The sequence below is a fragment of the Pseudomonas sp. CC6-YY-74 genome (genome assembly GCF_002025205.1).
Classification (GTDB): Bacteria; Pseudomonadota; Gammaproteobacteria; order Pseudomonadales; family Pseudomonadaceae; genus Aquipseudomonas; species Aquipseudomonas paeninsulae.
Window position 1 is genome coordinate 4,382,561 of record NZ_CP019947.1, and the last position, 26,468, is coordinate 4,409,028.

Annotated in this window: 22 protein-coding genes; 14 read left to right on the forward strand and 8 right to left on the reverse strand. The window is 62.6% G+C overall.

Annotated features, from left to right (window positions below; all coding sequences use genetic code 11):
• Positions 1 to 11: 11 nt before the first annotated feature.
• Together B2D37_RS19850 and B2D37_RS19855 are read right to left on the reverse strand one after the other, a co-directional pair.
• Positions 12 to 1,145, reverse strand: coding sequence for an HDOD domain-containing protein (locus B2D37_RS19850; RefSeq protein ID WP_079204322.1), 1,134 nt, complete (start codon positions 1,143 to 1,145; stop codon positions 12 to 14).
• 46 nt (positions 1,146 to 1,191) lie between these two features.
• The gene (locus B2D37_RS19855) at positions 1,192 to 3,465 is read right to left on the reverse strand and encodes a bifunctional diguanylate cyclase/phosphodiesterase (protein ID WP_079204323.1); all 2,274 of its coding nucleotides are present in this window, start codon (positions 3,463 to 3,465) and stop codon (positions 1,192 to 1,194) included.
• A 167-nt stretch (positions 3,466 to 3,632) separates the two neighbouring features.
• Here B2D37_RS19855 and desA point away from each other — a divergent pair, with 167 nt between their 5' ends.
• The 9 genes from desA (at position 3,633) to B2D37_RS19900 (ending at position 12,184) form a co-directional block, all read left to right on the forward strand.
• Complete coding sequence (gene desA, locus B2D37_RS19860; protein ID WP_079204324.1) at positions 3,633 to 4,820, forward strand: delta-9 fatty acid desaturase DesA; 1,188 nt, start codon at positions 3,633 to 3,635, stop codon at positions 4,818 to 4,820.
• A 112-nt stretch (positions 4,821 to 4,932) separates the two neighbouring features.
• Positions 4,933 to 5,904 carry a sensor domain-containing diguanylate cyclase gene (locus tag B2D37_RS19865; protein ID WP_079204325.1) on the forward strand — a complete coding sequence of 324 codons (972 nt, stop codon included), beginning with the start codon at positions 4,933 to 4,935 and terminating at the stop codon, positions 5,902 to 5,904.
• Between the two features lie 475 nt (positions 5,905 to 6,379).
• Positions 6,380 to 7,636: an OprD family porin gene (locus B2D37_RS19870; protein WP_079204326.1), complete on the forward strand. Its 1,257-nt coding sequence runs from the start codon at positions 6,380 to 6,382 to the stop codon at positions 7,634 to 7,636.
• A gap of 362 nt (positions 7,637 to 7,998) precedes the next feature.
• Positions 7,999 to 8,325: a helix-turn-helix transcriptional regulator gene (locus tag B2D37_RS19875; protein WP_079204327.1), complete on the forward strand. Its 327-nt coding sequence runs from the start codon at positions 7,999 to 8,001 to the stop codon at positions 8,323 to 8,325.
• Positions 8,322 to 8,783: a YeeE/YedE family protein gene (locus B2D37_RS19880; RefSeq protein ID WP_079204328.1), complete on the forward strand. Its 462-nt coding sequence runs from the start codon at positions 8,322 to 8,324 to the stop codon at positions 8,781 to 8,783. The genes B2D37_RS19875 and B2D37_RS19880 overlap by 4 nt, the downstream gene beginning before the upstream one ends.
• Before the next feature lie 2 nt (positions 8,784 to 8,785).
• On the forward strand, positions 8,786 to 9,205 hold the full coding sequence (locus B2D37_RS19885; RefSeq protein WP_079204329.1) for a DUF6691 family protein: 420 nt from the start codon (positions 8,786 to 8,788) through the stop codon (positions 9,203 to 9,205).
• A 14-nt stretch (positions 9,206 to 9,219) separates the two neighbouring features.
• On the forward strand, positions 9,220 to 9,408 hold the full coding sequence (locus B2D37_RS19890) for a DUF2892 domain-containing protein (RefSeq protein ID WP_079204330.1): 189 nt from the start codon (positions 9,220 to 9,222) through the stop codon (positions 9,406 to 9,408).
• 82 nt (positions 9,409 to 9,490) lie between these two features.
• On the forward strand, positions 9,491 to 10,354 hold the full coding sequence (locus B2D37_RS19895) for an MBL fold metallo-hydrolase (RefSeq protein ID WP_079204331.1): 864 nt from the start codon (positions 9,491 to 9,493) through the stop codon (positions 10,352 to 10,354).
• A 93-nt stretch (positions 10,355 to 10,447) separates the two neighbouring features.
• Complete coding sequence (locus B2D37_RS19900) at positions 10,448 to 12,184, forward strand: SulP family inorganic anion transporter (protein ID WP_079204332.1); 1,737 nt, start codon at positions 10,448 to 10,450, stop codon at positions 12,182 to 12,184.
• A 222-nt stretch (positions 12,185 to 12,406) separates the two neighbouring features.
• Here the strand turns inward: B2D37_RS19900 and mgtE are convergent, their stop codons facing one another.
• The 6 genes from mgtE to B2D37_RS19930 form a co-directional block, all read right to left on the reverse strand.
• Complete coding sequence (gene mgtE, locus B2D37_RS19905) at positions 12,407 to 13,930, reverse strand: magnesium transporter (protein WP_079204333.1); 1,524 nt, start codon at positions 13,928 to 13,930, stop codon at positions 12,407 to 12,409.
• 223 nt (positions 13,931 to 14,153) lie between these two features.
• Positions 14,154 to 15,260, reverse strand: coding sequence for an agmatine deiminase (gene aguA / locus B2D37_RS19910; RefSeq protein WP_079204334.1), 1,107 nt, complete (start codon positions 15,258 to 15,260; stop codon positions 14,154 to 14,156).
• 158 nt (positions 15,261 to 15,418) lie between these two features.
• Positions 15,419 to 16,300 (reverse strand): N-carbamoylputrescine amidase, encoded by an 882-nt coding sequence (gene aguB / locus B2D37_RS19915; RefSeq protein WP_079204335.1) that lies wholly within the window; start codon positions 16,298 to 16,300, stop codon positions 15,419 to 15,421.
• 186 nt (positions 16,301 to 16,486) lie between these two features.
• A complete protein-coding gene (locus B2D37_RS19920; RefSeq protein ID WP_079205050.1) occupies positions 16,487 to 17,125 on the reverse strand; it encodes a TetR/AcrR family transcriptional regulator in 639 nt (212 codons plus the stop codon).
• Between the two features lie 160 nt (positions 17,126 to 17,285).
• Positions 17,286 to 18,380 carry an extracellular solute-binding protein gene (locus B2D37_RS19925; protein WP_079204336.1) on the reverse strand — a complete coding sequence of 365 codons (1,095 nt, stop codon included), beginning with the start codon at positions 18,378 to 18,380 and terminating at the stop codon, positions 17,286 to 17,288.
• A 183-nt stretch (positions 18,381 to 18,563) separates the two neighbouring features.
• Positions 18,564 to 19,940: a glutamine synthetase family protein gene (locus tag B2D37_RS19930; RefSeq protein ID WP_079204337.1), complete on the reverse strand. Its 1,377-nt coding sequence runs from the start codon at positions 19,938 to 19,940 to the stop codon at positions 18,564 to 18,566.
• 277 nt (positions 19,941 to 20,217) lie between these two features.
• Between B2D37_RS19930 and B2D37_RS19935 the strand changes: the two genes are divergently transcribed.
• The 5 genes from B2D37_RS19935 to B2D37_RS19955 all read left to right on the forward strand — a co-directional run bounded on the left by B2D37_RS19935 (position 20,218) and on the right by B2D37_RS19955 (position 26,422).
• Positions 20,218 to 20,970 (forward strand): gamma-glutamyl-gamma-aminobutyrate hydrolase family protein, encoded by a 753-nt coding sequence (locus B2D37_RS19935; protein ID WP_079204338.1) that lies wholly within the window; start codon positions 20,218 to 20,220, stop codon positions 20,968 to 20,970.
• A 43-nt stretch (positions 20,971 to 21,013) separates the two neighbouring features.
• Positions 21,014 to 22,372, forward strand: a complete 1,359-nt coding sequence (locus B2D37_RS19940) for a glutamine synthetase family protein (RefSeq protein ID WP_079204339.1) — start codon at positions 21,014 to 21,016, stop codon at positions 22,370 to 22,372.
• A gap of 64 nt (positions 22,373 to 22,436) precedes the next feature.
• Entirely contained in the window at positions 22,437 to 23,810 is a 1,374-nt protein-coding gene (locus B2D37_RS19945) for an aspartate aminotransferase family protein (protein ID WP_079204340.1), read from the forward strand.
• Positions 23,811 to 23,972: 162 nt separating this feature from the next.
• Positions 23,973 to 25,067, forward strand: a complete 1,095-nt coding sequence (locus B2D37_RS19950; protein WP_079204341.1) for an extracellular solute-binding protein — start codon at positions 23,973 to 23,975, stop codon at positions 25,065 to 25,067.
• Between the two features lie 260 nt (positions 25,068 to 25,327).
• Positions 25,328 to 26,422: a polyamine ABC transporter substrate-binding protein gene (locus B2D37_RS19955; RefSeq protein ID WP_079204342.1), complete on the forward strand. Its 1,095-nt coding sequence runs from the start codon at positions 25,328 to 25,330 to the stop codon at positions 26,420 to 26,422.
• Positions 26,423 to 26,468: the final 46 nt, after the last annotated feature.

The following is a 26,468-nucleotide window of genomic DNA, read 5'->3' on the forward strand; positions in this document are numbered from 1 at the left end:
ACTGGCTGCATTCAGGCCAGCCCGGCGAGGCGACGCAGGCGGGCCTGATCCTTGCTGTCGGCAGCGGGATCCTGTTCACAGGCGGCCAGACGCATGAGTACTACCTCGCGCTTGACACTGATGTTGGGCAGGCCATAGCAGGCGCCAATCAGTTCGCGCAGGGCCATGGGCAGCTGCCAGCGTACTTTCATGGCAATGGCGAAGGGTGCACTGAATTGGCCCAGGGCCAGCAATAGCGGCTCCTCGCTGAGGCTATGGCCGCGATTTTCCCAGGCCTGAGCCAGGTAGAGCACGCCGAGCTCGCCCATGCGGTGCAGCAGTGCCGCGCAATGAAACGGCGCCGGATCCAGGTTGCACAAGCGGGCCAGGGCGATGCTGGTTTCCGCCAGGCGTTCGCAGGCATCCAGATGGCCCTCGGCAAGCCTGCGCAACAGCGGGTTATCCAGGGCGCTGGATTGGCGCAAGGCCAGGGCCATGGCCAGGTTGAGGCTGGTCGCCGCACCGAGTTTCTGCAGCGCTTCTAGCGGGCTGATGCAGGGGCGGCCGGCGCCGTGGTAGGCGCTGCTGTTGGCCACGGTCAGCAGTCGGGCATTCAGGGCCGGGTCGTGGCGCCAGTCTTCGGCCAGCTCGCGCAGGTTCAGTTGCTCGCCCTTGAAACTTTGCAGGAGGCGATCGCGGATGCCCTTGCTCAGGGGCATATCCAGCTCGTCGGTCGGCAGTTGTTGCAGGTAAGTCAGGAAGTCTTCGTCGCCGACGGCGCGGGCCGCGTGATGCTCTGCCGCAGCCACAGGCAGCAACTCGTCCAGGCTGGCGGCTACGCGCGAGGCCTGGAAGGGCTTGCCGATGAAGGCGCTGATGCCCAGTGCGCGGACTTTCACCACGCTGCTGCGGTCGGTGCGACTGGTGATCATCACCAGTGGCACTTCGTGATTGTGCTGGCGCACCTGTTTGAGCAGCCGAGTGCCTTCGCCATCCGGCAGGTCCCAGCCGCTGATCACCAGATCGCTGGGCTGTTGTTGCCAGTCCGCCAGTGCCTCGGCCACGCTGCCCAGGCAGACGATCTCAGCGCTCGGGCGCAGGCTCAAAACGATCTGTTTGAGCAGGTCGGCGATCCAGTGATCGTCTTCGAGAATCATTACCCGCATAGGTCTCAGTTCTTCCCTGGTTCTGCTGGCCATGATGCTTGATTGATCAGGGCGCCGCTACGGCTGGTTCCGGGTCGGGTTCGACCGGTTGTGGGCGGCCGAACAGATAGCCTTGACCATAGTCGCAGCCGATCTGGCGGAGGAACTCCATCTGCTCCGGCCGTTCGATACCCTCGGCCAGAACCTTGAGGTCCAGGCTGTGGCCCAAGGCGACCACCGCGCGGGTAATCGCGGCATCGTCGCTGTCGTGGGGCAGGCCACGGACGAAACTTATGTCGAGCTTGAGTTTGTGCACGGGCAGGCGCTTGAGCCGGGCCAGGGAGCTGTAACCGGTGCCGAAGTCGTCGATGGCCAGGCGGATCCCCAGAGCGCGCAGGCGCTCGAGCAACGCCAAGGCCGCATCCGGGTTGTCCATCACCGTACTTTCGGTGACTTCCAGCTCCAGGCAGGCGGGGTCCAGGCCGGTGTCGGCCAGCACCTGGGCCACCTGCAGATCCAGCCCGCCGCGGCTGAACAGCCGGCTGGAGACGTTGACGGCGACGAACCGCGGCGCCTGGGCTTGATGTTGCCAGCGGACCATCTGTCGGCAGGCTTGTTGCAGTACCCAGGCGTCGATGGCGCCGATCAGGCCGCTGTCTTCGGCGACCGGGATGAACTCCCCGGGGGCTACCAGGCCGCGTTGCGGATGCTGCCAGCGTACCAGCGCCTCGGCGCCGATCAGCTCGCCGCTGGCCAGGTCATGCAAAGGTTGGTAGTAGACGCGCAGTTCCTGGTTATCCAGCGCGTGGTGCAGGGCGCTGACCAGCTCGACGCGGTGGCGGGCGAACTCGGTCAGCTCCTGGGTGTAGAAGGCGTAGCCTTCGCGCCCGCTGCTCTTGGCCTTGGACAGCGCCGAGTCGGCATTGCGCAGGACCTGCTCGAGGTTTTCGGCATCGCCGGGAAACAGGCTGATGCCGATGCTGGCGCTGATGTAGAACTCATGTTTGTCGAGGCTGAAAGGCGCGCCCAGGCTGTTCAGCAGTTGCTGGGCCAGGCTGGCAGCCTGGGAGGCATCCAGGCAGTGCTCGCAGAGCAGGCCGAACTCGTCACCGCCCAGGCGCGCCAGGGTCATGCCTTCGCCCAGTTGTGCGGCCAGCCGCTCGCCGACCGCCTTGAGCAACAGGTCGCCGATGTTGTGGCCCAGGCTTTCATTGATGTGTTTGAAGTGATCGAGGTCGATCAGCAGGACCGCGCCTTGCTGTGCAGATTTGGCGCGTTTGATGGCGTTTTCGACCCGCTCGGTGAACAGCAGGCGGTTGGGCAGGCCGCTCAGCGGGTCATGGTGGGCCAGGTGGTCCAGTTCGCCCTGCGAGCGCTTCAACGCGCTGATGTCGGAGAACACCGCGACGTAGTGGCTAAGCTCGCCTTGCTCGTCGTGAATGGCGCGGATGCGCTGCCACTGTGGGTAGATTTCGCCGTTCTTGCGCCGGTTCCAGATTTCTCCGCTCCAATTGCCCCGGCCAGCCAGCGCCTGCCACAGGCGTTGGTAGAACGCCTGGTCATGCCGGCCCGAGCTCAGGAAGCTGGGTTGACGACCGATGATTTCCTCGGGGCTGTAGCCGGTGATCCGGGTAAAGGCCGGGTTGACGTGGACGATTTGCTGGTCGCTGTCGGTGACCAGCACCCCGTCCTGGGTCGCGTCGAATACGGCGGCGGCCTGGCGCAGGCTGTGTTCATTGGCGCGGCGTTGGCTGATATCGCTGGCGGTGCCGATAAAGCGCTCCGGTCGGCCCTGAGCGTCGAGCTGCAACTGCCCGCGTGACTGGATCCAGCGGTAGTCGCCATTCTGGTGGCGCATGCGCAAGGTCACCTCGAAGGCCTCCTGGCTGGCGTTGTCCAGGATAGTGGCGATGGTTTGCTCATGCTGGGCGAGGTCGTCGGGGTGCAGTTGCTGCAACCAGCGCACCCGGGTGTTGCCCAGTGCGGCGGGTTGCAGGCCGAGCAGGGAGGCATAGGTCGGCGAGAAAAATACCCCGTTGCTGCGCAGGTCCCAGTCCCACAAGCCTTCCTTGGCTGACTCCAGGGCCAGGTTTAGGCGCTCTTCGCTGGCGCGCAGGGTTCTGCGCAGGCGTTCCTGCAGGCGCAGGTGGGAGCACAGGATCAGATACAGCAGGACGCTGCTGAGCAGGACGAAGCCCAGCCCCTTGAGCAGTTGCAGCTGTTTGGCACGTTCGGCAGACAGTTCCAGGCTGGCCAGGAGGGCATCACTGAAGAGGACCCACAGGCCGGCAGCCAGCAGGTAGGTCAGGGTCAGGCGAACCGCTCCTTGGGGTAGGTTCATAAGGTGTCGATCGGCTCTTTTAGGTGGGCACTGTGATAGTAGTGCAGGTAGCGGCGCGGCATTGTTATCTAAAAGACCAACTGGTTTTCTGATCCGTGTCAGGGATAATGCACTGTGGCCTGAGTCTCTCGGTCACGCCATGTTTCCTTTCAAGAGGCACCCGGCTCATGTGGTACAACGGTTTTCTTGACCTGTCGGTCTGGCAGTTGATCGCGGTCGTTCTGGTGATGACGCACATCACCATTGTCGGCGTCACGGTGTACTTACACCGTTATTCGGCCCATCGCGCCCTGGAACTGCATCCAGCGCTGAAACACTTCTTTCGTTTCTGGCTGTGGTTGACCACCGGGCAGAACACCCGCGAATGGACCGCCATCCACCGTAAGCACCACGCCAAGTGCGAAACCGTCGACGATCCGCACAGCCCGGTGATCAAGGGCCTGGGTACGGTCTTGCGCACCGGCGCCGAGCTCTATCAGCAAGAGGCGAAGAACCCGGAAACCCTGCGCATCTACGGCAAGAACTGCCCGGACGACTGGGTCGAGCGCAACCTCTATTCGCGCTATACCTTTGGCGGCGTGATCCTGATGGCGCTCATCGACCTGGCGCTGTTCGGCGTGATCGGCATCAGCGTCTGGGCGATCCAGATGATGTGGATTCCCGTCTGGGCGGCCGGGGTGGTCAACGGTCTCGGTCATGCCGTCGGCTATCGCAACTTCGAATGCCGCGACGCCGCCACCAACTTGCTGCCCTGGGGCATCCTGATCGGCGGTGAAGAACTGCACAACAATCACCATACCTATCCCAACTCGGCCAAGCTGTCGGTGCGCAAGTGGGAGTTCGACATGGGCTGGGCCTGGATCCAGCTGTTCAGCTTGTTCGGGCTGGCCAAGGTGCAGCGCGTGGCGCCGATCGCCCATCGCATCGAGGGCAAACGCCACCTGGACATGGACACCGCCATGGCGATCCTCAACAACCGTTTCCAGATCATGGCGCAGTACCGCAAGCTGGTGATCGGTCCGCTGGTCAAGCAGGAGCTGGCCAAGGCCGACGCCTCGGTGCGCCATCACTTCCACCGCGCCAAGCGCCTACTGGGCCGCGAGCCGAGCCTGTTGCACGACCAGCAGCAGGCGCGTATCGACGCCATGCTGGCGCAGAGTCAGGCGCTCAAGGTGATCTACGAGAAGCGCCTGGCGCTGCAGCAAATATGGCTCAAAACCAGCACCAATGGGAATGACATGCTCGAAGCGATCAAGCAGTGGATCCATGAAGCCGAGGCCAGCGGTATCCAGTCGCTGCGTGTGTTTGCCGAGCAGCTGAAGACCTACTCGCTGCGCCCGGTCGCGGTCGCCTGACTGCGCCTGATTGACTGGCAAAGCCCGCCGTTCGGCGGGCTTTTTGTTTTCCGCGACCGCCACCCACTATGCTGCGCTGATAGCTCCAACACTCACCAGGCTGGCGGTTGTTATGGACGAACGCAGCAACTCAACGCAGCAATTGGAAGACTTGACCCTGGCGCTGCTGCACAGTCGTGCCGAAGTCACGCGCCTGCGTGAGCGCGAGCGGCTCTTCAGCACCCTGCTCGGTAGCGTCAACGCGGTGCTCTGGGCGTTCGACTGGCAGGCGCAGCGGGTGATCTACGTCAGCCCGGCCTACGAGCGGGTTTTTGGCCGCTCTGCCGCGTTGTTGTTGGCCGATTACGGCGAATGGCGCAACAGCATCTACCCGGACGACCTGGCATACGCCGCCGAGAGCCTGGCCAAGGTCCTGGAAACCGGGGCGGAGGAAGTCCGCGAGTACCGCATCATTCGGGCCGACGGGCAGTTGCGCTGGCTCAGCGACAAATGCTTTATCAGTCGCTCGAGTGCGGCTGGGCAGGCGCAGATCATCGTCGGCATGGCCGAAGACATCACCGACAAGAAGCAACTGGAAGGCGAACTGCATCGCCTGGCGACCACCGATGTGCTGACCCAGAGCTGCAACCGTCGGCACTTCTTCGAGTGTGCCCAGCGTGAGTTCGAGCACGCCCGCCAGTTTGGCAGTCCATTGGCCTTCCTGTTGCTCGACATCGACGACTTCAAGCAGATCAACGACCGCTACGGTCATCAGATGGGCGACCAGGTATTGCAGCGCCTGGCCAGTTGCGGCGCGTTGGTGGTGCGCAGTGGTGATCTGTTCGGCCGCATCGGCGGTGAAGAGTTCGCGGCGTTGTTTGCGGGCTGCGAGTCAGCGCTGGCCGAGCAGGTCGCCGAGCGCTTGCAGCGAGAGGTGCAGCGTTTGCGCTTCAGTCACCAGCAGACGGCGTTTGGCATCACGGTGAGCCAGGGGTTGACCAGCTTGCGTGGGGACGACTCGAGCCTGGATATGCTCTTTGCGCGCGCCGATGCGGCGATGTATCAGGCCAAGCGCCAAGGCAAGAATCAGATCGTGCTCGACTGATGGGGCATGGCGCGCTTGGCGAAAATCCGCCGTTTGCGCGCTTGTGGTCGGCGATAATCCGCCTATTTGTTCTTCCTGCGACTCTGCAATGGAGTCCGCGTGCTCCAGCCAAAGTACCGCGCTAGAGGTGTTGCCGCTCTGAGGTGGGAGACTGGCACAGTAACTGCCTTAGGCTCTTCGACGCACCGATCGGCCTGCAGGGCCGGCACACAATAAAAATGAAGAGACCGCCGATGACATTCTTCCGTTTGGCTGACGATCCGCCTGCTCCTTTGACATTTGCTCTGCGCGGCACCGCGCCCCCCTGATTTTTGTTCGCCCCAGCGTTGACCCGCTTGCTCTGGCGCCTGTTCGGCTGTCCATCTGGCGAGGCCCGCTGGGGTGAATCAACCAATACGGTGCGTGCCTGCCTCTTCGTGGTCGAAGCCTGCGCCCGTGCCGAAGTGTCACCCTTAAAACACTGGAGAAAATCATAATGAGAAAGACCTCCCTGGCGCTGGCCATTGCTGCCGGCACCCTGGGCTTGTCCCTGAGCCAAGTCGCCAACGCTGAATTCATCAAGGACAGCAAGGCCAGCCTGGAAGCGCGCAACTTCTATTTCAATCGTGACTTCCGTCAGGACGGGGCCAGCCAGAGCAAGCGCGAAGAGTGGGCCCAAGGCTTCATTCTGCGCATGGACTCCGGCTATACCGAGGGCACCGTAGGTTTCGGTATCGACACCATCGGCATGCTCGGCTTCAAGCTGGACTCCGGCGGCGGCACCGCTGGCAGCGACCTGCTGGTACCCGACCGCTCGGGCGGTTCCCAGGACTATTCCTCCGACCTGGCAGTGGCTGGCAAGGTCAAGCTGTCCAAGACCACCCTGCGTGTCGGCAGCATGCAGTTCAAGAACATGGCCATCGCCTCCAGCGACAGCCGCCTGACCCCGCAGGTATTCAAGGGTGGCCAGTTGCTGTCCCAGGAAATCGAAGGCCTGACCCTGGATGGCGGTTATATCACCGAGGTCAATAATCGTAACTCGAGCGATTTCGAAGACCTGTCGATGACCACTGGCGGTCGGCGCGGCATCACTGTTACCGGCGACAAGACTACTGATTCTTTCCAGTTCCTCGGCGGCAACTACAAGGTCACCAAGGACCTGACGGCCGCGTACTACTACTCGAACCTGGAAGACCTGTACAAGCAGAACTCTTTCAACCTGGTGCATGTGCTGCCGCTGGGCGAAGCTCAGAGCCTGAAGGCCGATCTGCGTTACGCGCGCTCCACCGATGATGGCCGCAGCAACGTCGACAACAAGGCGCTGGGGGCGATGCTCATCTATGGCCTGGCAGGGCACAGCGTCGGCCTCGGCTACCAGAAGATGAGCGGCGACACCGGTTTCGCCTACCTGGCCACCAGCACCGACCCGTTCCTGGTCAACTATGTGCAGATCAGTGACTTCGCCAACAAGGACGAGACGTCCTGGCAGGCGCGCTACGACTTCAACTTTGGCAGCGTCGGCATCCCCGGCCTGACCTTCATGACCCGCTACCTGACCGGCGACAATGTCGACCTGGGCGCTGCCGGTGATGGCAAGGAATGGGAGCGCGACACCGAGCTGATGTACGTCTTCCAGGAAGGCGCGCTGAAGAATCTGGGCGTGCGCTGGCGCAATGCGATGGTGCGTTCCAACTTCACCAATGACCTCGACGAAAACCGCCTGATCGTCAGCTACACCCTGCCGTTGTTCTGACCGCTGCCCCGTGATTAGCGGGGCTGCCGAGCACAGCTGAGCAGTTGCATCCTGTTCAGCGGTGAAACACCAAGAAGCCCGGACTCTGTTCCGGGCTTTTTCATGGAGGTGTAGCCGTTCGTTAACGTTGAATACCGTGGGTCCCGGATTGCGCCCGGGTTAATCCGGCTACGTAGCGGCGATTGATCGGCGATGGGTATCGCTGCGCTCAAGCGCATCCTACGAGAGGGGGGGCAATCCGCGGCGTTTTAATGCGGGTGCCATCACCAGCCAGATCTCGCCAGGACAGAGCTGCTCCGGATTTCTGCTTGCAGAATAATATATAAAAGAACATATTGTTTTTAGTTTAATTGAGGCCGCCCATGAACGCTCCCGAACAGACACTCGATATCCCGCAGTTGCGCGCCAACGCCGCTGCGGCCGGGCAGTTGCTCAAGGCTCTGGCCAACTCCGATCGCCTGCTGCTGCTTTGCCAGCTATCGCAAGGCGAGCGCAATGTTAGCGAGCTGGAAAGCCTACTCGGTATCCAGCAACCGACGCTGTCGCAGCAGTTGGCGGTATTGCGGCGTGACGGGTTGGTGGAAACCCGTCGCGAAGGTAAGCAGATCCACTACCGGATCAGCAGCCCGGCCGCCTTGGCGGTGATCAATACGCTGTATCAGTTGTTCTGCGCAGGAGAAACCGCATGAGTATCGATGGCACCGCTGTAGGTGGGCTCACTATCGACTGGTTGAGTTTCACGCCCTGGAGCTCTCTCGCGGGCGGTGCGTTGATCGGCCTGGCGGCCAGTTTGTTTGTCCTGTGCAACGGCCGCATCGCGGGTATCAGCGGTTTGCTGGGCTCGGTGCTGGAGGGCGGCGAGGGGCGGGCGGAAAAGGCCATGTTCCTCCTCGGCCTGCTGCTGGCGCCGCTGCTCTGGGGCCTGTTCAGCGTGCTGCCGACGATCGAGTTTCAGAGTGGTTGGCTAAGCTTGTTGGTGGCCGGCCTGCTGGTCGGTGTGGGCACCCGCTACGGCTCCGGCTGTACCAGTGGCCATGGCGTCTGTGGCGTTTCCCGGCTATCGCCGCGTTCGCTGGTGGCGACGTTCGGTTTCATGGTCGCCGGCTTCGCCACGGTATTTGTCCTACGTCATCTGTTGGGAGGCTGAACATGCGCAAGCTGAGTGCGTTGCTGGCCGGTGTGCTGTTCGGGATTGGCCTGCTGCTGGCCGGCATGGCCAATCCGGCCAAGGTACTGGGCTTCCTCGATCTGGCCGGTGCCTGGGATCCATCGTTGGCGCTGGTGATGATTGGCGCCATCGCGGTCGCCGCGGGGCCGCTGGCCTGGGCCAAGGGGCGTGCGCAATCGTTGCTGGGCGCGCCGATGCAAATACCGTCCAAGCGCGAGCTGGATCCGCGCCTGATCGGCGGCAGTCTGCTGTTCGGCATCGGTTGGGGGATTGCCGGAATCTGTCCGGGGCCGGCGCTGGCCATTTTGTTCAGCGGCCATTGGCAGATCATCGTTTTCGTTCCGGCCATGCTGGCCGGGATGTTGCTGTTCACCGCGCTGGAACGCCGGCGCAGCCTGTAACTCTGGAGTTCATCATGCAAGCCAATGTTGGCACCATCGACCGCAGCCTGCGCATCGCCGCCGGCTTGATACTGATCGGCCTGAGCGTGAGTGGCGCTATCGGCCTGTGGGGCTGGATCGGCGTCGTGCCACTGGCTACCGGCTTGCTGCGTACATGCCCGGCGTATTCGTTGCTGGGTATCAAGACCTGCAAACGCTCCTGAGGCTGTTGGCCGATGCGGTCATGCCGGGCGCTTGCGGCGCCCAACTCAACACCCCTGAGGTATGCGAAGGAGGGCCGTTAGTATGCAAGCACACATCGAAGCTTTTTTTGATCCTGCCAGCTGCACCTACAGCTATGTGGTCAGCGATCCTGCGACCCGGCGCTGCGCCATCGTCGACTCGGTGCTCGACTATGACCCGGCGGCCGGGCGCACCTCGTTCGAGAATGCCGACCGCCTGATTGCCTATGTACGCAAACAGGGGCTGAGCGTCGACTGGTTGCTGGAAACCCATGTGCATGCCGACCACCTGTCTGCCGCGCTCTACCTCAAACGTGAGCTGGGCGGTCAACTGGCCATCGGCGAGCAGATCACCGCGGTGCAGAACACCTTCGGCAAGCTGTTCAATGCCGGCAGCGAGTTCGCCACCGATGGCCGTCAGTTCGACCGCCTGTTCAGCGACGGGGAGTGCTTCCAGATTGGCAACCTCGCCGCGCGGGTCATCCATACGCCCGGGCATACTCCCGCCTGCCTGACCTATGTGGTCGGCGATGCGGCTTTCGTCGGCGATACCCTGTTCATGCCCGATTACGGCACCGCTCGCTGCGACTTCCCCGGTGGCGACGCCCGGGTGCTGTTCCGCTCGATTCGCAAGCTGTTCGACTTGCCGGGGCAGACCCGCCTGTTCATGTGCCATGACTACAAGGCGGCGGGGCGCGAGGAGTTCCTCAACGAATCCACGCTGGCCGAGCAGCGTGCGCACAATGTGCATGTACACGAGGGGGTCAGCGAGGATGAGTTCGTCGCCATGCGCCGCGCGCGTGACGCGACCCTGGGCATGCCGGCCCTGATTCTGCCGGCGGTGCAGGTGAACATGCGGGCCGGGCAGCTACCGCCGCCTGAGGACAATGGCACCCGCTACCTGAAAATCCCTCTTGATGTACTGTGAGGCGATGCTGATGGTCTTGCCAACTGGCCTGTCGCACGATCCCTTGGCCATGCATGCGCCGAGCGCAGGCTGTATCGATCGGGCGCCAGCGCAATGAGCCTGCGCCGCTGGCTGCCCTGCCTCGACTGGGGGCGGCGTTACAACCGCGCCACCGCCGCGCAGGATGGCCTGGCGGCGCTGATCGTCACCCTGATGCTGATTCCGCAGAGCCTGGCCTACGCCATGCTCGCCGGCCTGCCGCCGGTGACCGGGTTGTATGCCAGCATCCTGCCGCTGCTGGCCTATGCCCTGTTCGGTTCCAGCCGCACCCTGGCGGTCGGCCCGGTGGCGGTGGTGTCGCTGATGACCGCTGCCGCCCTGGGGCCGCTATTCCCCGCCGGCGGCGCCGAGTATGTCGGTGCGGCCATGCTGCTGGCGCTGCTGTCCGGACTGTTGCTCGCCGGCATGGCCCTGCTGCGCCTGGGCTTCGTCGCCAACTTCCTTAGTCATCCGGTGATTTCCGGCTTTATCAGCGCCTCTGGGATTCTCATCGCGGTCGGCCAGCTCAAGCATATCCTCGGTATTTCCGCCGCCGGCGAGACCCTCCAGCAGCTGCTGCCAGCGCTGCTGCACAACCTGTCGGCGGTGCACGGGGCGACCCTGTTGATCGGTGTCTGCAGCCTGCTGTTTCTCTGGTGGGTGCGCGGCCACCTCAAGCCTCTCCTGATGCGCCTGGGCCTGGAGGCGAACCTGGCCGGTAACCTGGCCAAGACTGGTCCGGTGCTGGCAATCATCGTATCGATCCTGGTGGTCGGCCTGTTGCAGTTGGAGCAGGCCGGAGTCAAGGTCGTCGGCGCAGTGCCGCAGGGCTTGGCGGGGCTAACCCTGCCGACCCTGGACTACAACCTGGCCCTGCAGTTGTTGCCGGCGGCGCTGTTGATCAGCCTGGTCGGCTTCGTCGAGTCGGTATCGGTGGCGCAGACCCTGGCGGCCAAGCGGCGTCAGCGCATCGATCCGGACAACGAGCTGCTCGGCCTGGGCGGCGCCAACCTGGCGGCGGCCTTCAGCGGTGGCTTCCCGGTCACCGGCGGCTTTTCCCGCTCGGTGGTCAACTTCGATGCCGGGGCGCAGACACCCATGGCCGGCGTGCTGACCGCTGGCGGTATCGCCCTCAGCGTGCTGCTGCTGACCCCGCTGCTGTACAACCTGCCGCAGGCGGTGCTGGCCGCGACCATCATCGTCGCGGTGCTCAGCCTGGTCGACTTCAAGGCGCTGATCCGCACCTGGCGCTATTCCCGCCAGGACGGCGCGGCGCATGCGGCGACTCTCGGCGGGGTGCTGCTGCTCGGCGTGGAGACGGGCATCCTGATGGGCGTCGGCTTGTCGCTGCTGCTGTTCCTCTGGCGCACCAGCCGCCCGCATGTGGCGGTGGTTGGTCAGCTGCCGGGCAGCGAGCACTTTCGCAATATCGAGCGTTTCGACGTGGTGCAGAGTGCCAGCGTACTGTCGTTGCGGGTCGATGAGAGCCTGTATTTTCCCAACGCCCGCTTTCTCGAAGAGCGCATCGGCGAGCTGATCGCGGCGCGTCCGCAAGTACGCCATCTGGTGCTGATGTGCCCGGGGGTCAACCTGATCGATGCCAGCGCCCTGGAAAGCCTGGACGCCAGCGTCGAGCGCCTGCATGCGGCTGGAGTGCAGCTGCACCTGTCGGAAGTGAAGGGGCCGGTGATGGATCAGCTACGCCGCTCGGATTTCCTCGAGCGCTTCGGTGGGCAGGTGTTCGTCAGCCAGTACCAGGCACTGTGCGCACTCGATCCGCTGAGCACACGGCGCGCCCGGACGCGAGGGTAGCGCTGAGCGCTTGTGGAAAACGCTCGCCTGCTATAACTGCTGCAAATTCGTCGGGCGGCTCGGGCGGCGCTCCGTTCGGAGCGCAGCGACAAACCGCCAAGATCAGTGCCGCGGCGATAAATCACGGTGCACTGCCTGCGGGTAGGGCGGCCTCGGAGCGCAGCGACAGCCCGCCAGCAAAAGCGCCTGCGGTGACGTTGCGCAAGCGCTGCGCTCAGTCAGTTACAGCAAAAACAGCGTGGCCAGGCCGAGGAAGGCGAAAAAGCCGATGACATCGGTCACCGTGGTCAGAATCACGCTGCCGGCCAGCGCCGGGTCGATGCCCATGCGCTCGAGAATCAGCGGGATGCCCCAGCCGGCCAGTGCCGCGCACAACAGGTTGACCAGGATGGCGACGCCGAGCACGGCGCCTATGCCCCAGTCGTCGAACCACAGCACCGCGAGCAGGGCGATCACCACCGACCAGAGCAGGCCGTTGAGGATGGAGATGCCCAGCTCGCGATTGAGCAGGATGCGAATATTGCCTTTCTGCAGCTGGCCAAGAGCCAGGCCACGGATCACCAGAGTCAGGGTCTGGCTGCCGGCGATACCGCCCATGCTCGCCACTATGGGCATCAGTACGGCGAGTGCCACCAGTTGCTCCAGGGTCGCCTGAAACAGGCCGATCACCCAGGCGGCGCTGAAAGCGGTGACCAGGTTGATGCCCAGCCACACTGCACGCCGGCGTGAACTGACCAGCACCGGTGCGAACATGTCGGCTTCGTCATCGAGACCTGCCATTTGCATCAAGGCACGGTCCGAATCTTCGCGAATCAGATCGACCACGTCGTCGACGGTGATCCGGCCGAGCACCCGGTTGTGCTCGTCGACCACCGGCGCGGACAGCAGGTCCAAGTCCTGGAACAGCTGGGCAACTTCGTTACCTTTGCGGGTCACCGCGATGCCGCCGATATCGCGGTTCATCAACTCGGCTACCGGGCGCTCCAGATCAGCGGTGACCAGGCTGCTCAGGCGCAGGCCACCCTGGTAATGGCCTTTGCGGTCGACCACCATCAGCATGTCGGTCTGTGGTGGCAGCTTTTCCAGCAGACGCAGATAGCGCAGCACCGTGCTGACTTGGACATCGGCGCGGATCTGGATGGCGTCGGCGTTCATCAAACCGCCGGCGGAGTCCTCGGGATAGGACAGCATCGCCTCAAGCTGCTTACGCTGGCTGACGCTGCTGGCGTACAACAGTTTATTGCCCAACTCACCAGGCAAGGTTTGGATCAGGTCGACCCGGTCATCGAGTTCGAGGTACTCGGCCGAGGCGATCAGGTCCTCAAGGTCAAGCTCGAGTGCCAGGGCGACGAGTATTTCATCGTGCAGGAAGGTCAGGACTTTACCGGCCCGGTCGGTGTCGACCATGCTCCATACGCTACGGCGTTCTACCGGCGGCAGCGACTCGAGTAGCCCGGCGATCTTGGCCGGGTGCATGCGCTGCAGAATCTTGCCGACCCGTTTGAGCTTCTTCTGGTTCAGCGCATCGCGCACGGCCTCCAGGTGGTTGGCGCTGCCGTGGGCGTGTTCCTGTTCTGGCCTGGGGTGAGTCGTGTCCGTCGAGTCGCCGACCAGCTGGCTGATCAACTCGATACTCAGGTGGGGCAGGATGCGCCCTTCGAGTGCGGGATCGATCTGTTGCCACAGCGCCATGCGCTGCTCGGCGCCAAGCCTCTCAAGCATGGCGGCGATCTTGGCCGGATGCATGCGGCTGAGATACTTCCGCGCACGTTTGTTTCTTCCGGCGCAGAGGGCCTGAATTATATGTTCGCTGTCAGTCAGCGTGTGGTTCTCGTCACTGAGATGTGGAGCCGGCTTGTTCGGATTCATGGCCGCCAGAGTAACACCGGAGCCAGGGCTGTCGGATGGCAAATCCTCGGCTGGTGGCCGGGCAGGCGAGGGCGGGGAGCCCGCGCCTGCCCGGATTCGCTCAAGCGCGTTGCGGCGCCGGCTGCTGCTGGGTGATGCAGTGGATGTTGCCGCCGCCGAGGAGGATCTCGCGGCCCGGCACCAGCACCACCCGGTGCTCGGGGAACAGCCGTTCGAGGATGGCGCGGGCTTGCTCGTCCTGGCTGTCGTCGAAGCTGGGCGCGACGATGCCGCCGTTGACGATCAGGAAATTGACGTAGGAGCCGGCCAGGCGCACGGCGGGGCTGCGCTCCTGGCTGCCGGCGACCAGATCGACTCCGGCGCACTCTGCGGCTGTGGCATGCAGCGGGCCGGGGATCGGCATCTTGTGCACGATCAGTTGGCGGCCCTTGGCATCGCGCGCCTGTTCCAGCACGCGCATGGCGGCCTGGCAGCGCGGGTAGTTGGGGTCGCTGGCGTCGTCGGTCCAGGCCAGCAGCACTTCGCCGGGGCGCACGTAGCAGCAGAAGTTGTCGACGTGGCCGTCGGTCTCATCGTTGAACAAGCCGTCCGGCAGCCAGATCACCGTGTCGATGCTCAGGTGTTCGCGCAGCACCGCTTCGATCTGTGCGCGATCCAGGTGCGGGTTGCGGTTGCGGTTGAGCAGGCATTCCTCGGTGGTGATCAGGGTGCCTTCGCCGTCGACGTGGATCGAGCCGCCCTCGAGGACGAAGCCCTCGGTGCGATAGCGCGCGCAGCGCTCGATCTCGAGGATCTTGCTGGCCACCTGGTCGTCGCGCTGCCATGGCGCGTACAGGCCGCCATCGAAACCGCCCCAGGCATTGAAGCTCCAGTCGACGCCGCGCACGTCACCCTGCTGGTCGGTGACGAAGGTCGGCCCGGTGTCGCGCACCCAGGCATCGTCGCTGCTGACTTCCAGCACGCGAATGTTGCCGTGGTCGAGGCGGGCGCGGGCGTTTTCGTATTGCCCCGCCGAGACGCAGACGGTCACCGGCTCGAACTCGGCGATGGCCTTGGCCACCGCGGTAAAGGCGCTCTGCGCCGGCTTGCCGCCGAGGCGCCAGTTGTCCGAACGCTCGGGCCAGACCATCCAGGTCTGGCTGTGGGCTTCCCACTCGGCCGGCATGCGGAAGCCGTCGGCGCGCGGGGTGCTATTGAGGATGGTCATGATTCACCTGTAGCCCGGATGCAATCCGGGGTGATCGTTCCAGAGGACTCCCGGATTGCATCCGGGCTACGCACAGGCCGTAGGATGGGGTGAGCGTAGCGATACCCATCAATGGGTATCGACGCTGCGCGGCTCAACCCATCCTACGCGGCAGCAAATTATGCCGACGGCATTTCGCCGTCCAGGGTATTGATCGACCCATAGAGGTTCGGCCGGCGGTCGCGGAAGCTGCCCCAGGCGCTGCGTGTATGCTCCAGCTGATCGAGGTCGAAGTTGTGCACCAGCACGCCTTCTTCGGTCTGGTTCAGCTCTTCGACCTTGGCGCCGAACTGGTCGGCGATGAACGAGGAGCCATAGAAGTTGATGTGGTAATCGCCCTGGTCTTCGCGGCCAATGCGGTTGCTCGCCACCAGCGGCATCAGGTTGGCGCCGGCATGGCCCTGCTGCACGCGCTGCCAATGCTCGCGCGAGGTGATGGTCGGGTCATGCGGCTCGGTGCCGATAGCGGTCGGGTAGAACAGAATCTCGGCGCCGAGCAGGGCCATGCTGCGCGCGCACTCGGGGAACCACTGGTCCCAGCAGATGCCCACGCCGATCTTGGCGTAGCGGGTGTTCCACACCTTGAAACCGGTGTCGCCCGGGTTGAAGTAGTACTTCTCGTGGTAGCCAGGGCCATCCGGGATGTGGCTCTTGCGATAAATCCCCAGGTTGCTGCCGTCGGCATCGATGATCACGATGCTATTGAAACGCGCGCGTCCGGCCAGCTCGAAGAAGCTGATCGGCAGCACCACCTGCAGTTCCTTGGCGACCTTCTGGAAGTGCGCGATGGCCTCGTTGGCTGCCACCGTGGTCGCCAGCTGCAGGTAGTCCGGGTTGGGCTTCTGGCAGAAGTACGGGGTTTCGAACAATTCCTGAATCAGGATGATCTGTGCGCCCTTGGCCGCCGCTTGGCGCACCAGTTTCTCGGCGTTGGCGATGTTGGCGGCGCGATCCCAGGAACAAGCCATCTGGGTCGCGGCGACGGTGACGATGCGGGACATGGAAACACCTCGTAGGGGCAATGAACGGTGGTCGTTACACGCTAGCAGACGACCGATGACGATGCCGTGTCGGTGGGCGGTTGGGTGACTTTATAATCGATAAAAATCCGTTTTAAAAGTGTATTTTGTGTTTTTTTGGATTTATCTCGTTTTTTATGCAGATAAATATCGGTTAATTGGCTTCGACTACAACGCTGCCCCGCGTTTCGGCAGATAAGGCGGCAGGTACAGGCCCAGGTAGGCGTCGAACACGCGCATGCCTTCTTCGGCCAGGCGCGGGGTAATGCTGGCGTGTAGTTGTACCGAGCGGGCATAGACGCGGTCGCCCAGTTCCATGGCCAGGGCGAACACATCGACATCGTCCGGCAGTGCCGGCAGGGCGAAGTGCCGTTCGAACAGCACGTGCATCAACCGGCCCAGTTCGATGTCGTGCTGGCGGTCGGCCTGAGTCACCTCGCTCAGACCGTGCTGGGCGAGGATCAGTTGCCGCGCCGCGGGGTCGGCGGCGTAGATCGCCAGCATGCGCTGCTCGACGATGCGTGACAGATCGCGCCAGTCGCGCAGTTCGGCATGCGCGATGGGCGCCTGCAGGCTGGCGCGAAAGGCGGCGTGGATGTCGGCGGTCAGGCCTTCGAGCAGCGCCGGCACACTGGCGAAGAAGTGGTAGACCGAGGACGCGGGAATGGCCGCGCGCTCGGCCACGCTGTAGATCGACAGGTTGGCCGCGCCCTGCTCGGCGAGCAGCGCGCGGGCGGCGGCGAGGATCACGGTAATTCGTGCCTGGCTGCTGGCGCGGGGTTTGCGGGCGGTGGCGCTACGCTGCATGGCGATCATCTCGGCAAGGGACGTGCTATTGGACGCCAGCCGGTGGGGTGCAGGCAAGTCGGCTGCGTCGCCTATGGCCGCCGCGTAGGCTGGACCGGGCGGCGTTCCGCTTCAAGCCCAGCACTTCCCGCGGAGGGCTGCAGCGATGCGCCGGCCGGCCCTACAGCGACGGGGCGCCGTCGCGAAAGCGCGGCCACACCCGATCGCGGGCCTGCCTGTGCTTTTTTGGTAACGCCTCCTGGGCATGCAGGCGGCGCTTGGTCTCGGCATTCGGGTAGAGGCCGGGCTGGGTGCGCAGCGCCACGTCGAGGAACGCCTTGGAATCGGCGTTGCCACTGGGGTAGAGGGTTTCCGTGGTGATCAGCGCAGCGACCTCGGGCTGCATCAGGTAGTCGATGAAACGATGGGCAAGGTCGGCGCGGCGGGCGTTGCGCGGGATCACCAGGTTGTCGATGAACAGTACCGAACCCTCATCCGGGACCAGAAAACGCACCGGCTGGCCGGCATCGGCGGCAGCCAGGGCGTCGCCGACCCAGGCCATGGCTACGCACAGGCGGCCATTGTTGAGGTCATCGATATAACGCTCGCTGTCGACGTAGCGCAGGTTGGGGCGCAGGCCGTCGAGCACACGGCTGGCGCGCTCGATGCGGCTCGGTGCGCTGCGAGTCAGGCTGCGACCTTGATAGTTGAGCAGCAACGACAGGGTTTCGTCCGGCGCATCCAGCACGCTGATGCCACAACTGGCCAGACGCGTGCTCTGTTCGGCGTCGAACAACAGGCTCCAGCTATCGGGTAGCGGGCCACCGAACGCGGCTTCGGCCTGCGGGGTGTTGATGGCCAGGCCAACCGCGCCCCACAAGTAAGGGACCGCGTAACGGTTACCCGGGTCGACCGCCGCGAGCTTGCTCAGCAGTTGTTTGTCCAGGTGTTTACGGTTGGCCAGCAGGCTGAAATCCAGGGGTTGCAGTTGGTCGCCCTTGATCAGGCGTGGCAGGTCATTGTGCGAGGGCACGATGATGTCGATGGCCTCGCTCCCATTGAGCGCCGCATGCATTTCCTCGGCACTGCTGAAGGTGTGGTATTCGACGCGGATAGCGGTTTTGGCCTCGAAGTCTTTCAGCACTTGCGGGGCGATGTAGTCGTTCCAGTTGTATACGCGCAGGCTGTCCTCGGCCTTCTCCCGCGGGTCCGCTGGCGCGGAGTGGGCCAGTATCGGCAGCAGGGCGAGCAGTAGCGCAGTGCAGAGGCGCAGCATGGGTTTCTCCTTGACGGTGCGTCCACGCCAGCCGGCGCGGCCGTTGGATGAGTGCGGCGAGCGTCCTCAGCTGAATTCTGCGCAGCACTATCCCGCCGCAGGCTTGCGCGCGCGGCTGATAAGGTCGTTGGCAGTTGCAGCTGGATAAAACGACGCCGGCTCAAGGCCGGCGTCGGGTAGTGCTTACACGGTGTGCAGGTACCAGTTGTACTCGAGGTCGGAGATCGAGTTCTCGAACTCGGCCAGCTCGCTTTCCTTGCAGGCGACGAAGATATCGATGTATTTCGGGTCGATATAACGCGCCAGGATCTCGCTGTCGTCCAGCTCGCGCAGGGCATCACGCAGGTTGTTCGGCAGGCTTTGCTCGTTCTGCTCGTAGGAGTTGCCTTCCACCGGTGCCGTTGGCTCGACCTTGTTGGTCAGGCCGTGGTGTACACCCGCCAGCACTGCCGCCAGTAGCAGGTAGGGGTTGGCATCCGCGCCCGCGACCCGGTGTTCGATGCGCACGGCATCGGCGGTGTCATTCGGCACCCGCAGGGCGACGGTGCGGTTATCGATACCCCAGCATGGCGAGTTGGGCACGTAGTACTGAGCGCCGAAACGGCGGTACGAGTTGACGTTCGGGCAGAGGAAGGCCATCGAAGCCGGCATGGTTTCCAGCACGCCGCCAATGGCGTGACGCAGTGCATCGTTCTGTTCGGGATCTTCGCAGGCAAAAATATTCTTGCCGTCCTTATCGAGAATCGAGATGTGCACATGCAAACCGTTGCCCGCCTGGTTCGGGTACGGCTTGGCCATGAAGGTGGTGTCCATCTCATGGTCGTAGGCAATGTTCTTCACCAGGCGCTTGAGCAGCAGCGCATAGTCGCAGGCCTTGATCGGGTCGGCGACGTGGTGCAGGTTGACCTCGAACTGCGCCGGGGCACTTTCCTTGACGATGGCGTCGGCCGGGATGCCTTGCTCTTTCGCGCCTTCAAGAATGTCTTGCAGGCATTCGGCGTACTCGTCGAGGTCGTCGATCAGGTAGACCTGGGTCGAGTGCGGCCGCTTGCCTGACAGCGGCGAGAGCGGCGGCTGCGGTCGACCGTTCACATTAGCCTGATCGATCAGGTAGAACTCAAGTTCGAAAGCGGCACAAATAGTGAGGCCCAGTTCGTCGAACTTCGCAACCACCTGACGCAACACTTCCCGTGGGTCGGCAAAGAACGGCTCGCCTTCCATTTCGTGCATGGTCATTAACAGTTGCGCGGTAGGGCGCTTCTGCCAGGGTTCATTGCACAGGGTGTTGGGGATGGGGTAGCAGACACGGTCGGCATCGCCGATATCCAGGCCCAGGCCAGTGCTTTCCACTGTCGAGCCATTGATATCCAGAGCGAACAAAGACGCCGGGAGGTTGATGCCGCGTTCGTAAACCTTGTGCAGGCTCGCACGCTCGATGCGCTTGCCGCGCACCACTCCATTCATATCTGCAATGAGAAGGTCGACGAACAGGACCTCAGGATGTTTCTTAAGGAACGCGTTCGCTTCGTTAAGCTGAACGGCACGCGGGGGTACCGACATGATGCAACACCTTTATTGTTAAAAATATCAATCATTGAACTGCGATGAGCTGAGTCAATCTTAAACCTAGAGCCCTGTCAAGGGTGGTTTGTTTTGCGCTAAAAAAGCGCATTGAGGCCGTTTTTAGGGCGTTTCAGGGCAGTGCCACCTCCCGCGGAGCCATGGCTGGCGCGGTGCTCATTGGGGTGTGTACAATTTTTTACATGGCTATTGTGTAAAAAAATGAACAAGGCTAAGCTCCGTTTCAACCCACTAACAGCAATAAAACGGGTGTCTCATGTCGCGCCTGCCGTTGATCGGCGTTACCGCCTGCTCCAAGCAGGTGGGTCTGCATCTTCACCATATAACAGGTGACAAATACGTTCGTGCCATCGCGATCGGAGCTGGCGGCTTGCCGCTGATTATTCCGGCGCTGGGCGAACTGATTGATCAGCCAACCCTGCTGGAAAATCTGCACGGTCTGCTGTTCACCGGCTCACCGTCGAATATCGAGCCGCATCATTATAGCGGCTCGGTCAGCGAGGCCGGTACTGCGCACGATCCCGAACGCGACCGCACCACGTTGCCACTGATCCGCAAGGCCATCGAGGCAGGCGTCCCCGTGCTCGGCATCTGTCGCGGCTTTCAGGAGATGAACGTGGCCTTCGGCGGCACCCTGCAGCAAAAGGTGCATGAAGTGGCAGGCATGCTCGATCACCGCGAGCTGCCAGATGAGCCCCTCGATGTGCAATATACCCCACGCCACCTGTTGCGGGTGCAGCCGGGTGGCATTCTCGCGGGGCTTGGCTTGCCGAGCGAAATTGCCGTCAACTCCATTCATGGTCAGGGTGTTGAGCGTCTGGCGCCGGGCCTTCGAGTCGAAGCACTGGCGCCTGACGGGTTGATCGAGTCCTTCTCCGTCGAAGGTGCGCCAAGCTTCGCCCTGGGGGTGCAATGGCATCCCGAGTGGCAGGTGCAATCCAACCCGAATTATCTCGCCATCTTCCAGGCCTTTGGTGAGGCTTGCAGGAAGAGGGCGGGACTGTGCTGAGCCGACTATATATAAGTCGGCTCTAACCAACCCCGAGGTCTCTATGAGCAGCAAATTGGACCAGCTTTCGAGCTGGCTTAAAGAACGCAAAATCACCGAAGTTGAATGCATGATCAGCGATCTCACCGGCATTGCCCGGGGCAAGATTTCGCCGACCAACAAGTTCCTCGACGAGAAGGGCATGCGCCTCCCAGAGAGTGTGCTGCTGCAGACCGTCACCGGCGACTACGTCGAGGACGACATCTATTACGACCTGCTCGACGAAGCGGACATCGACATGTTCTGCCGTCCCGATGCCGATGCCGTGTTTCTGGTGCCGTGGGCCATCGAGCCGACCGCCATGGTGATCCACGATACGTTCGACAAGCAGGGCAATCCGATCGAGTTGTCGCCGCGCAACATTCTCAAGAACGTGCTCAAGCTTTATGCCGACCAAGGCTGGAAGCCCATCGTTGCGCCGGAGATGGAGTTCTACCTGACCAAGCGTTGCAGCGACCCGGACTTCCCGCTGGAAGCGCCGATGGGCCGCTCCGGTCGTCCGGAAGTCGGTCGCCAGTCGTTCTCCATCGATGCGGCCAACGAATTCGACCCGCTGTTTGAAGATGTTTATGACTGGTGTGAAATCCAGGGGCTGGATCTCGATACCCTGATCCACGAAGACGGCCCGGCGCAGATGGAAATCAACTTCCGCCATGGCGAGGCCTTGCACCTGGCCGACCAGATCACCGTGTTCAAGCGCACCATGCGCGAGGCGGCGCTCAAGCATGACGTGGCGGCGACCTTCATGGCCAAGCCGATCACCGACCAGCCGGGCAGCGCCATGCATATTCACCAGAGTGTGGTGGATATCAAAACCGGGCAAAACCTGTTTTCCAATGCCGATGGCAGCATGAGCGAACTGTTTATGCAGCACATTGGCGGCTTGCAGAAATACATCCCCGAACTGCTGCCGCTGTTCGCCCCCAACGTCAATTCCTTCCGCCGCTTCCTGCCGGATACCTCGGCGCCGGTGAACGTCGAGTGGGGCGAAGAGAACCGCACGGTCGGCCTGCGCGTACCGGAAGCCACGCCGCAGAACCGGCGAGTGGAAAACCGTCTGCCCGGCGCCGATGCCAACCCCTATCTGGTGCTGGCCGCCTCGCTGCTGTGCGGTTACATGGGCATGGTGGAACAGCTTGAACCGGGTGCGCCGGTCCAGGGCCGGGGTTACGAGCGGCGCAATCTGCGCCTGCCGATCACCATCGAGCACGCACTGGAGCGGATGGAGGCCTGCAAGGCGGCGGCAGAATACCTGGGCGAAAAATTCATCCGTGGTTACGTGGCGGTCAAGCGTGCCGAGCACGAAAACTTCAAGCGAGTGATCAGTTCCTGGGAGCGCGAGTTCCTGCTGCTCTCGGTTTGAGCGAACGGGGGCCAGGGCGCGAGGCCCGCGGCACCCGCTGATGGCATACATTTTTGAGGTGGATATGACGAAGCAAGCAAGCAACCCGCAAACTCTTGAGTGGCAGGCCATGAGCCGTGACCACCACCTGGCGCCGTTCAGCGACTTCAAGCAGCTGGCGGAGAGCGGCCCGCGCATCATCACCAAGGCCGATGGCGTCTACCTATGGGACAGCGAAGGCAACAAGATCCTCGACGGCATGGCCGGTCTCTGGTGCGTGGCCATCGGTTATGGCCGTGACGAGCTGGCCGATGCCGCCAGCAAGCAGATGAAAGAACTGCCCTTCTATAACCTGTTCTTCCAGACCGCTCACCCGCCCGTGCTGGAGTTGGCCAAGACCCTCGCCGAGATCGCCCCCGCCGGCATGAACCATGTGTTCTTCACCGGCTCCGGTTCCGAAGGCAACGACACCATGCTGCGCATGGTGCGCCATTACTGGGCGATCAAGGGCCAGCCGGCGAAGAAGGTCATCATCAGCCGCATCAACGGTTATCACGGCTCGACCGTGGCCGGCGCCAGCCTCGGCGGCATGAAGTTCATGCACGAGCAAGGTGATCTGCCGATTCCGGGCATCGAGCACATTGCTCAACCCTACTGGTTCGGCGAAGGCGGCGACATGAGCCCGGACCAGTTCGGTATCTGGGCTGCCGAGCAGCTGGAGAAAAAGATTCTCGAAGTCGGCGAGGACAATGTCGGCGCCTTTATCGCCGAACCAATCCAGGGCGCTGGCGGGGTGATCATCCCGCCGGACAGCTACTGGCCGCGCATCCGCGAGATTCTCGCCAAGTACGACATTCTGTTCGTCGCCGACGAGGTGATCTGCGGGTTCGGTCGCACCGGCGAATGGTTCGGCAGCGACTTCTACGGCCTCAAGCCGGACATGATGACCATCGCCAAGGGCCTGACCTCCGGTTACATCCCCATGGGCGGCCTGATCGTGCGCGACGAAATCGTCGAAGTGCTCAACCAGGGCGGCGACTTCAACCACGGTTTCACCTACTCCGGGCATCCGGTGGCGGCGGCGGTGGCGCTGGAAAATATCCGCATCCTGCGCGAAGAGAACATCATCGAGCGGGTCAAGGCCGAAACGGCACCCTATTTGCAACAGCGTCTACGTGAACTGGCCGACCATCCGTTGGTGGGTGAAGTGCGCGGTGTCGGCATGCTCGGGGCGATCGAACTTGTGAAGAACAAGGCCACCCGTGAGCGCTATCCGAGCGAGGCGGGTGCCGGGATGATTTGTCGTGGTCACTGCTTCGACAACGGTCTGATCATGCGCGCCGTGGGTGACACCATGATCATGTCGCCACCGCTGGTCATCAGCAAGGCCGAGATCGACGAACTGGTAGACAAGGCGCGTCAGTGTCTCGACTTGACCGCCGCGCAACTTGCTGGCTGAAACACGTCGCTCTTTATCACGTTCAGCGGGCTACGCTGAACGTTGTAAAGCGGGTCGCGACCTTGCCAGACTGGGCCAGTGCGTTGGTTTGGCTCACCGGAAGGTGGTGCCGCCAGGCTGCGCATGTTCCGGAAAATTTTTACAACAACAGGAGCTGTACGCATGAATATATTCGGCAAAACCCTTCTCGCGTTGTCCCTCGCCGGGGCGGTGGCGGGTGCCGCGCAGGCCGAGGACAAAGTACTGCACGTCTACAACTGGTCGGATTACATCGCCGAAGACACCATCGCCAACTTCGAGAAGGAAACCGGCATCAAGGTGGTCTACGACGTCTTCGACAGCAACGAAACCCTGGAAGCCAAGCTGCTTTCCGGCCGCTCGGGCTACGACGTGGTGGTGCCGTCCAACCAGTTCCTCGCCAAGCAGATCAAGGCTGGCGTGTTCCAGAAGCTCGACAGGGCCAAGTTGCCGAACTGGAAAAACCTCAACCCGGACCTGCTAAACGCTCTGCAAAAGTCTGATCCGGGTAACCAGTACGCCTTCCCCTACCTGTGGGGCACCACCGGCATTGGCTACAACCCGGCCAAGGTCAAGGCTGCACTGGGTGTCGACAAGATCGACTCCTGGGACGCGGTGTTCAAACCGGAGAACATGGAGAAGCTCAAGGCGTGTGGCGTTTCCATGCTCGATGCGCCGGAGGAAATTTACGCCGCCGCGCTGCACTACCTGGGCAAGGATCCGATCGCGAAAAGCCCGGCAGATGTGAAGGCGGCTGAAGAATTGCTGCTGACAGTCCGTCCGTACATCACCTACTTCCATTCCTCCAAGTACATCTCCGATTTGGCCAACGGCAACATCTGCGTGGCGGTTGGCTGGTCCGGCGACGTGTTCCAGGCCCAGGCCCGCGCCGAGGAAGCGAAGAACGGCGTACCGGTGGCCTATGCGATTCCGAAAGAAGGCGCCGCCACCTTCTTCGACATGATGGCCATTCCGGCCGATGCCAAGAACTCCGAGGAGGCCTATACCTTCCTCAACTACATCCTCACCCCGGAAGTGATCGCACCGATCTCCGACTACGTGGCCTACCCCAACGCCAACAGCGCCGCCAAACCGTTGGTGTCGGAGGACATTCGCAACAACCCGGGTATTTACCCATCCGAAGACGTGATGAAGAAGCTGTATGCCTTCAGCCTACTGAGCCCGAAAGTGCAGCGCGCGATGACGCGTAGCTGGACCAAGGTGAAATCGGGGCGTTAAGCCATAGGTAGCACCCAGTTTCTGGCGGGAGGCCCGCCAGAAACCCTAACAATAAGAAGGAAGCTTGCATGCGTTTCACACCTTTTCTGGCCGCCTCCGCGTGCGTGCCTCTTCGCGAGTCACGACCATCTGCCCTATGGCTGCGGAGCGCGGGCCTGCCGTGCCGCCCGGGGTGGCCGGTAGCGGCACGCTGAGCAGAAAAAGACTTTTCCGATAGAGAGCTGGCCCTCCGGGGCTGCCCGATAAAAGAGGATTCCCGCATGCGTACTCCCTTCGCGACAACCCTGACAGCCAGCGCCCTGGCGCTTGGCTTGGCGGCCACTGCCCAGGCTGAGTCGACCGTACATATCTACAACTGGAGCGATTACATCGGTGAAAACACCCTCGCCGAGTTCCAGCAGGCGACGGGCATCAAACCGCTCTACGACGTCTTCGACTCCAACGAAACCCTTGAAGGCAAACTGCTCGCCGGGCGTTCCGGCTATGACGTGGTGGTGCCTTCCAACCATTTCCTCGGCAAACAGATCAAGGCCGGTGCCTTTCAGAAGCTTGACCGCGGCCAGCTGCCGAATTGGCAGAACCTCGACCCGGCGCTGCTCAAGCAGCTGCAGGCTAACGATCCGGGCAACCAGTATGCGGTGCCTTACCTGTGGGGCACCAATGGCATCGGCTACAACGCCGAGAAGGTCAAGGCTGCACTCGGGGTCGACAAGATCGACTCCTGGGCCACGGTCTTCGAGCCGGAAAATATGCACAAGCTTGCCAGCTGTGGCGTGAGTTTCCTCGACTCGGCCGACGAGATGATCCCGGCGGTGCTCAACTACCTGGGCCTCGATCCCAACAGCCGCAACCCGGATGACTACAAGCAGGCCGAAGCCAAGTTGCTGGCCGTGCGGCCCTATGTCACCTACTTCCACTCCTCCAAGTACATCGGCGACCTGGCCAACGGCAATATTTGCGTAGCCGTTGGCTTCTCCGGCGACATGCTGCAAGCGGCCGGCCGCGCCGAAGAGGCTGGCAAGGGCATCGAGATCGCTTATGCGATTCCTCAAGAGGGCGCCAACCTGTGGTTCGACATGCTGGCCATTCCGGTCGATGCGGCGAACGTCAAGGAGGCCCACGCCTTCATCAACTACCTGCTGGAACCGGCGGTAATTGCCGGGATCAGCGATTACGTCGGCTATGCCAATCCCAACCCCAAAGCCGGTGAGTTGATGGATCAGGACGTGCGCCACGACGAGGCGGTGTACCCGCCGCAAGCAGTTTTGGACAAGTTGTACATCTCGGCGGAGTTGCCGAAAAAAGTGCAGCGGCGGATGACCCGTAGCTGGACCAGGGTCAAATCAGGCCGGTAATTTAAAACGTCTGACCGCCGGGGTCGGGCGCAATTTTTCCAGGAGT

Coding starts and splice junctions, on each gene's coding strand:
- B2D37_RS19850 (WP_079204322.1), bottom strand. CDS start 1,145: ATGCGGGTAATGATTCTCGAAGACGATCACTGGATCGCCGACCTGCTC.
- B2D37_RS19855 (WP_079204323.1), bottom strand. CDS start 3,465: ATGAACCTACCCCAAGGAGCGGTTCGCCTGACCCTGACCTACCTGCTG.
- desA (WP_079204324.1), top strand. CDS start 3,633: ATGTGGTACAACGGTTTTCTTGACCTGTCGGTCTGGCAGTTGATCGCG.
- B2D37_RS19865 (WP_079204325.1), top strand. CDS start 4,933: ATGGACGAACGCAGCAACTCAACGCAGCAATTGGAAGACTTGACCCTG.
- B2D37_RS19870 (WP_079204326.1), top strand. CDS start 6,380: ATGAGAAAGACCTCCCTGGCGCTGGCCATTGCTGCCGGCACCCTGGGC.
- B2D37_RS19875 (WP_079204327.1), top strand. CDS start 7,999: ATGAACGCTCCCGAACAGACACTCGATATCCCGCAGTTGCGCGCCAAC.
- B2D37_RS19880 (WP_079204328.1), top strand. CDS start 8,322: ATGAGTATCGATGGCACCGCTGTAGGTGGGCTCACTATCGACTGGTTG.
- B2D37_RS19885 (WP_079204329.1), top strand. CDS start 8,786: ATGCGCAAGCTGAGTGCGTTGCTGGCCGGTGTGCTGTTCGGGATTGGC.
- B2D37_RS19890 (WP_079204330.1), top strand. CDS start 9,220: ATGCAAGCCAATGTTGGCACCATCGACCGCAGCCTGCGCATCGCCGCC.
- B2D37_RS19895 (WP_079204331.1), top strand. CDS start 9,491: ATGCAAGCACACATCGAAGCTTTTTTTGATCCTGCCAGCTGCACCTAC.
- B2D37_RS19900 (WP_079204332.1), top strand. CDS start 10,448: ATGAGCCTGCGCCGCTGGCTGCCCTGCCTCGACTGGGGGCGGCGTTAC.
- mgtE (WP_079204333.1), bottom strand. CDS start 13,930: ATGCATCCGGCCAAGATCGCCGCCATGCTTGAGAGGCTTGGCGCCGAG.
- aguA (WP_079204334.1), bottom strand. CDS start 15,260: ATGACCATCCTCAATAGCACCCCGCGCGCCGACGGCTTCCGCATGCCG.
- aguB (WP_079204335.1), bottom strand. CDS start 16,300: ATGTCCCGCATCGTCACCGTCGCCGCGACCCAGATGGCTTGTTCCTGG.
- B2D37_RS19920 (WP_079205050.1), bottom strand. CDS start 17,125: ATGCAGCGTAGCGCCACCGCCCGCAAACCCCGCGCCAGCAGCCAGGCA.
- B2D37_RS19925 (WP_079204336.1), bottom strand. CDS start 18,380: ATGCTGCGCCTCTGCACTGCGCTACTGCTCGCCCTGCTGCCGATACTG.
- B2D37_RS19930 (WP_079204337.1), bottom strand. CDS start 19,940: ATGTCGGTACCCCCGCGTGCCGTTCAGCTTAACGAAGCGAACGCGTTC.
- B2D37_RS19935 (WP_079204338.1), top strand. CDS start 20,218: ATGTCGCGCCTGCCGTTGATCGGCGTTACCGCCTGCTCCAAGCAGGTG.
- B2D37_RS19940 (WP_079204339.1), top strand. CDS start 21,014: ATGAGCAGCAAATTGGACCAGCTTTCGAGCTGGCTTAAAGAACGCAAA.
- B2D37_RS19945 (WP_079204340.1), top strand. CDS start 22,437: ATGACGAAGCAAGCAAGCAACCCGCAAACTCTTGAGTGGCAGGCCATG.
- B2D37_RS19950 (WP_079204341.1), top strand. CDS start 23,973: ATGAATATATTCGGCAAAACCCTTCTCGCGTTGTCCCTCGCCGGGGCG.
- B2D37_RS19955 (WP_079204342.1), top strand. CDS start 25,328: ATGCGTACTCCCTTCGCGACAACCCTGACAGCCAGCGCCCTGGCGCTT.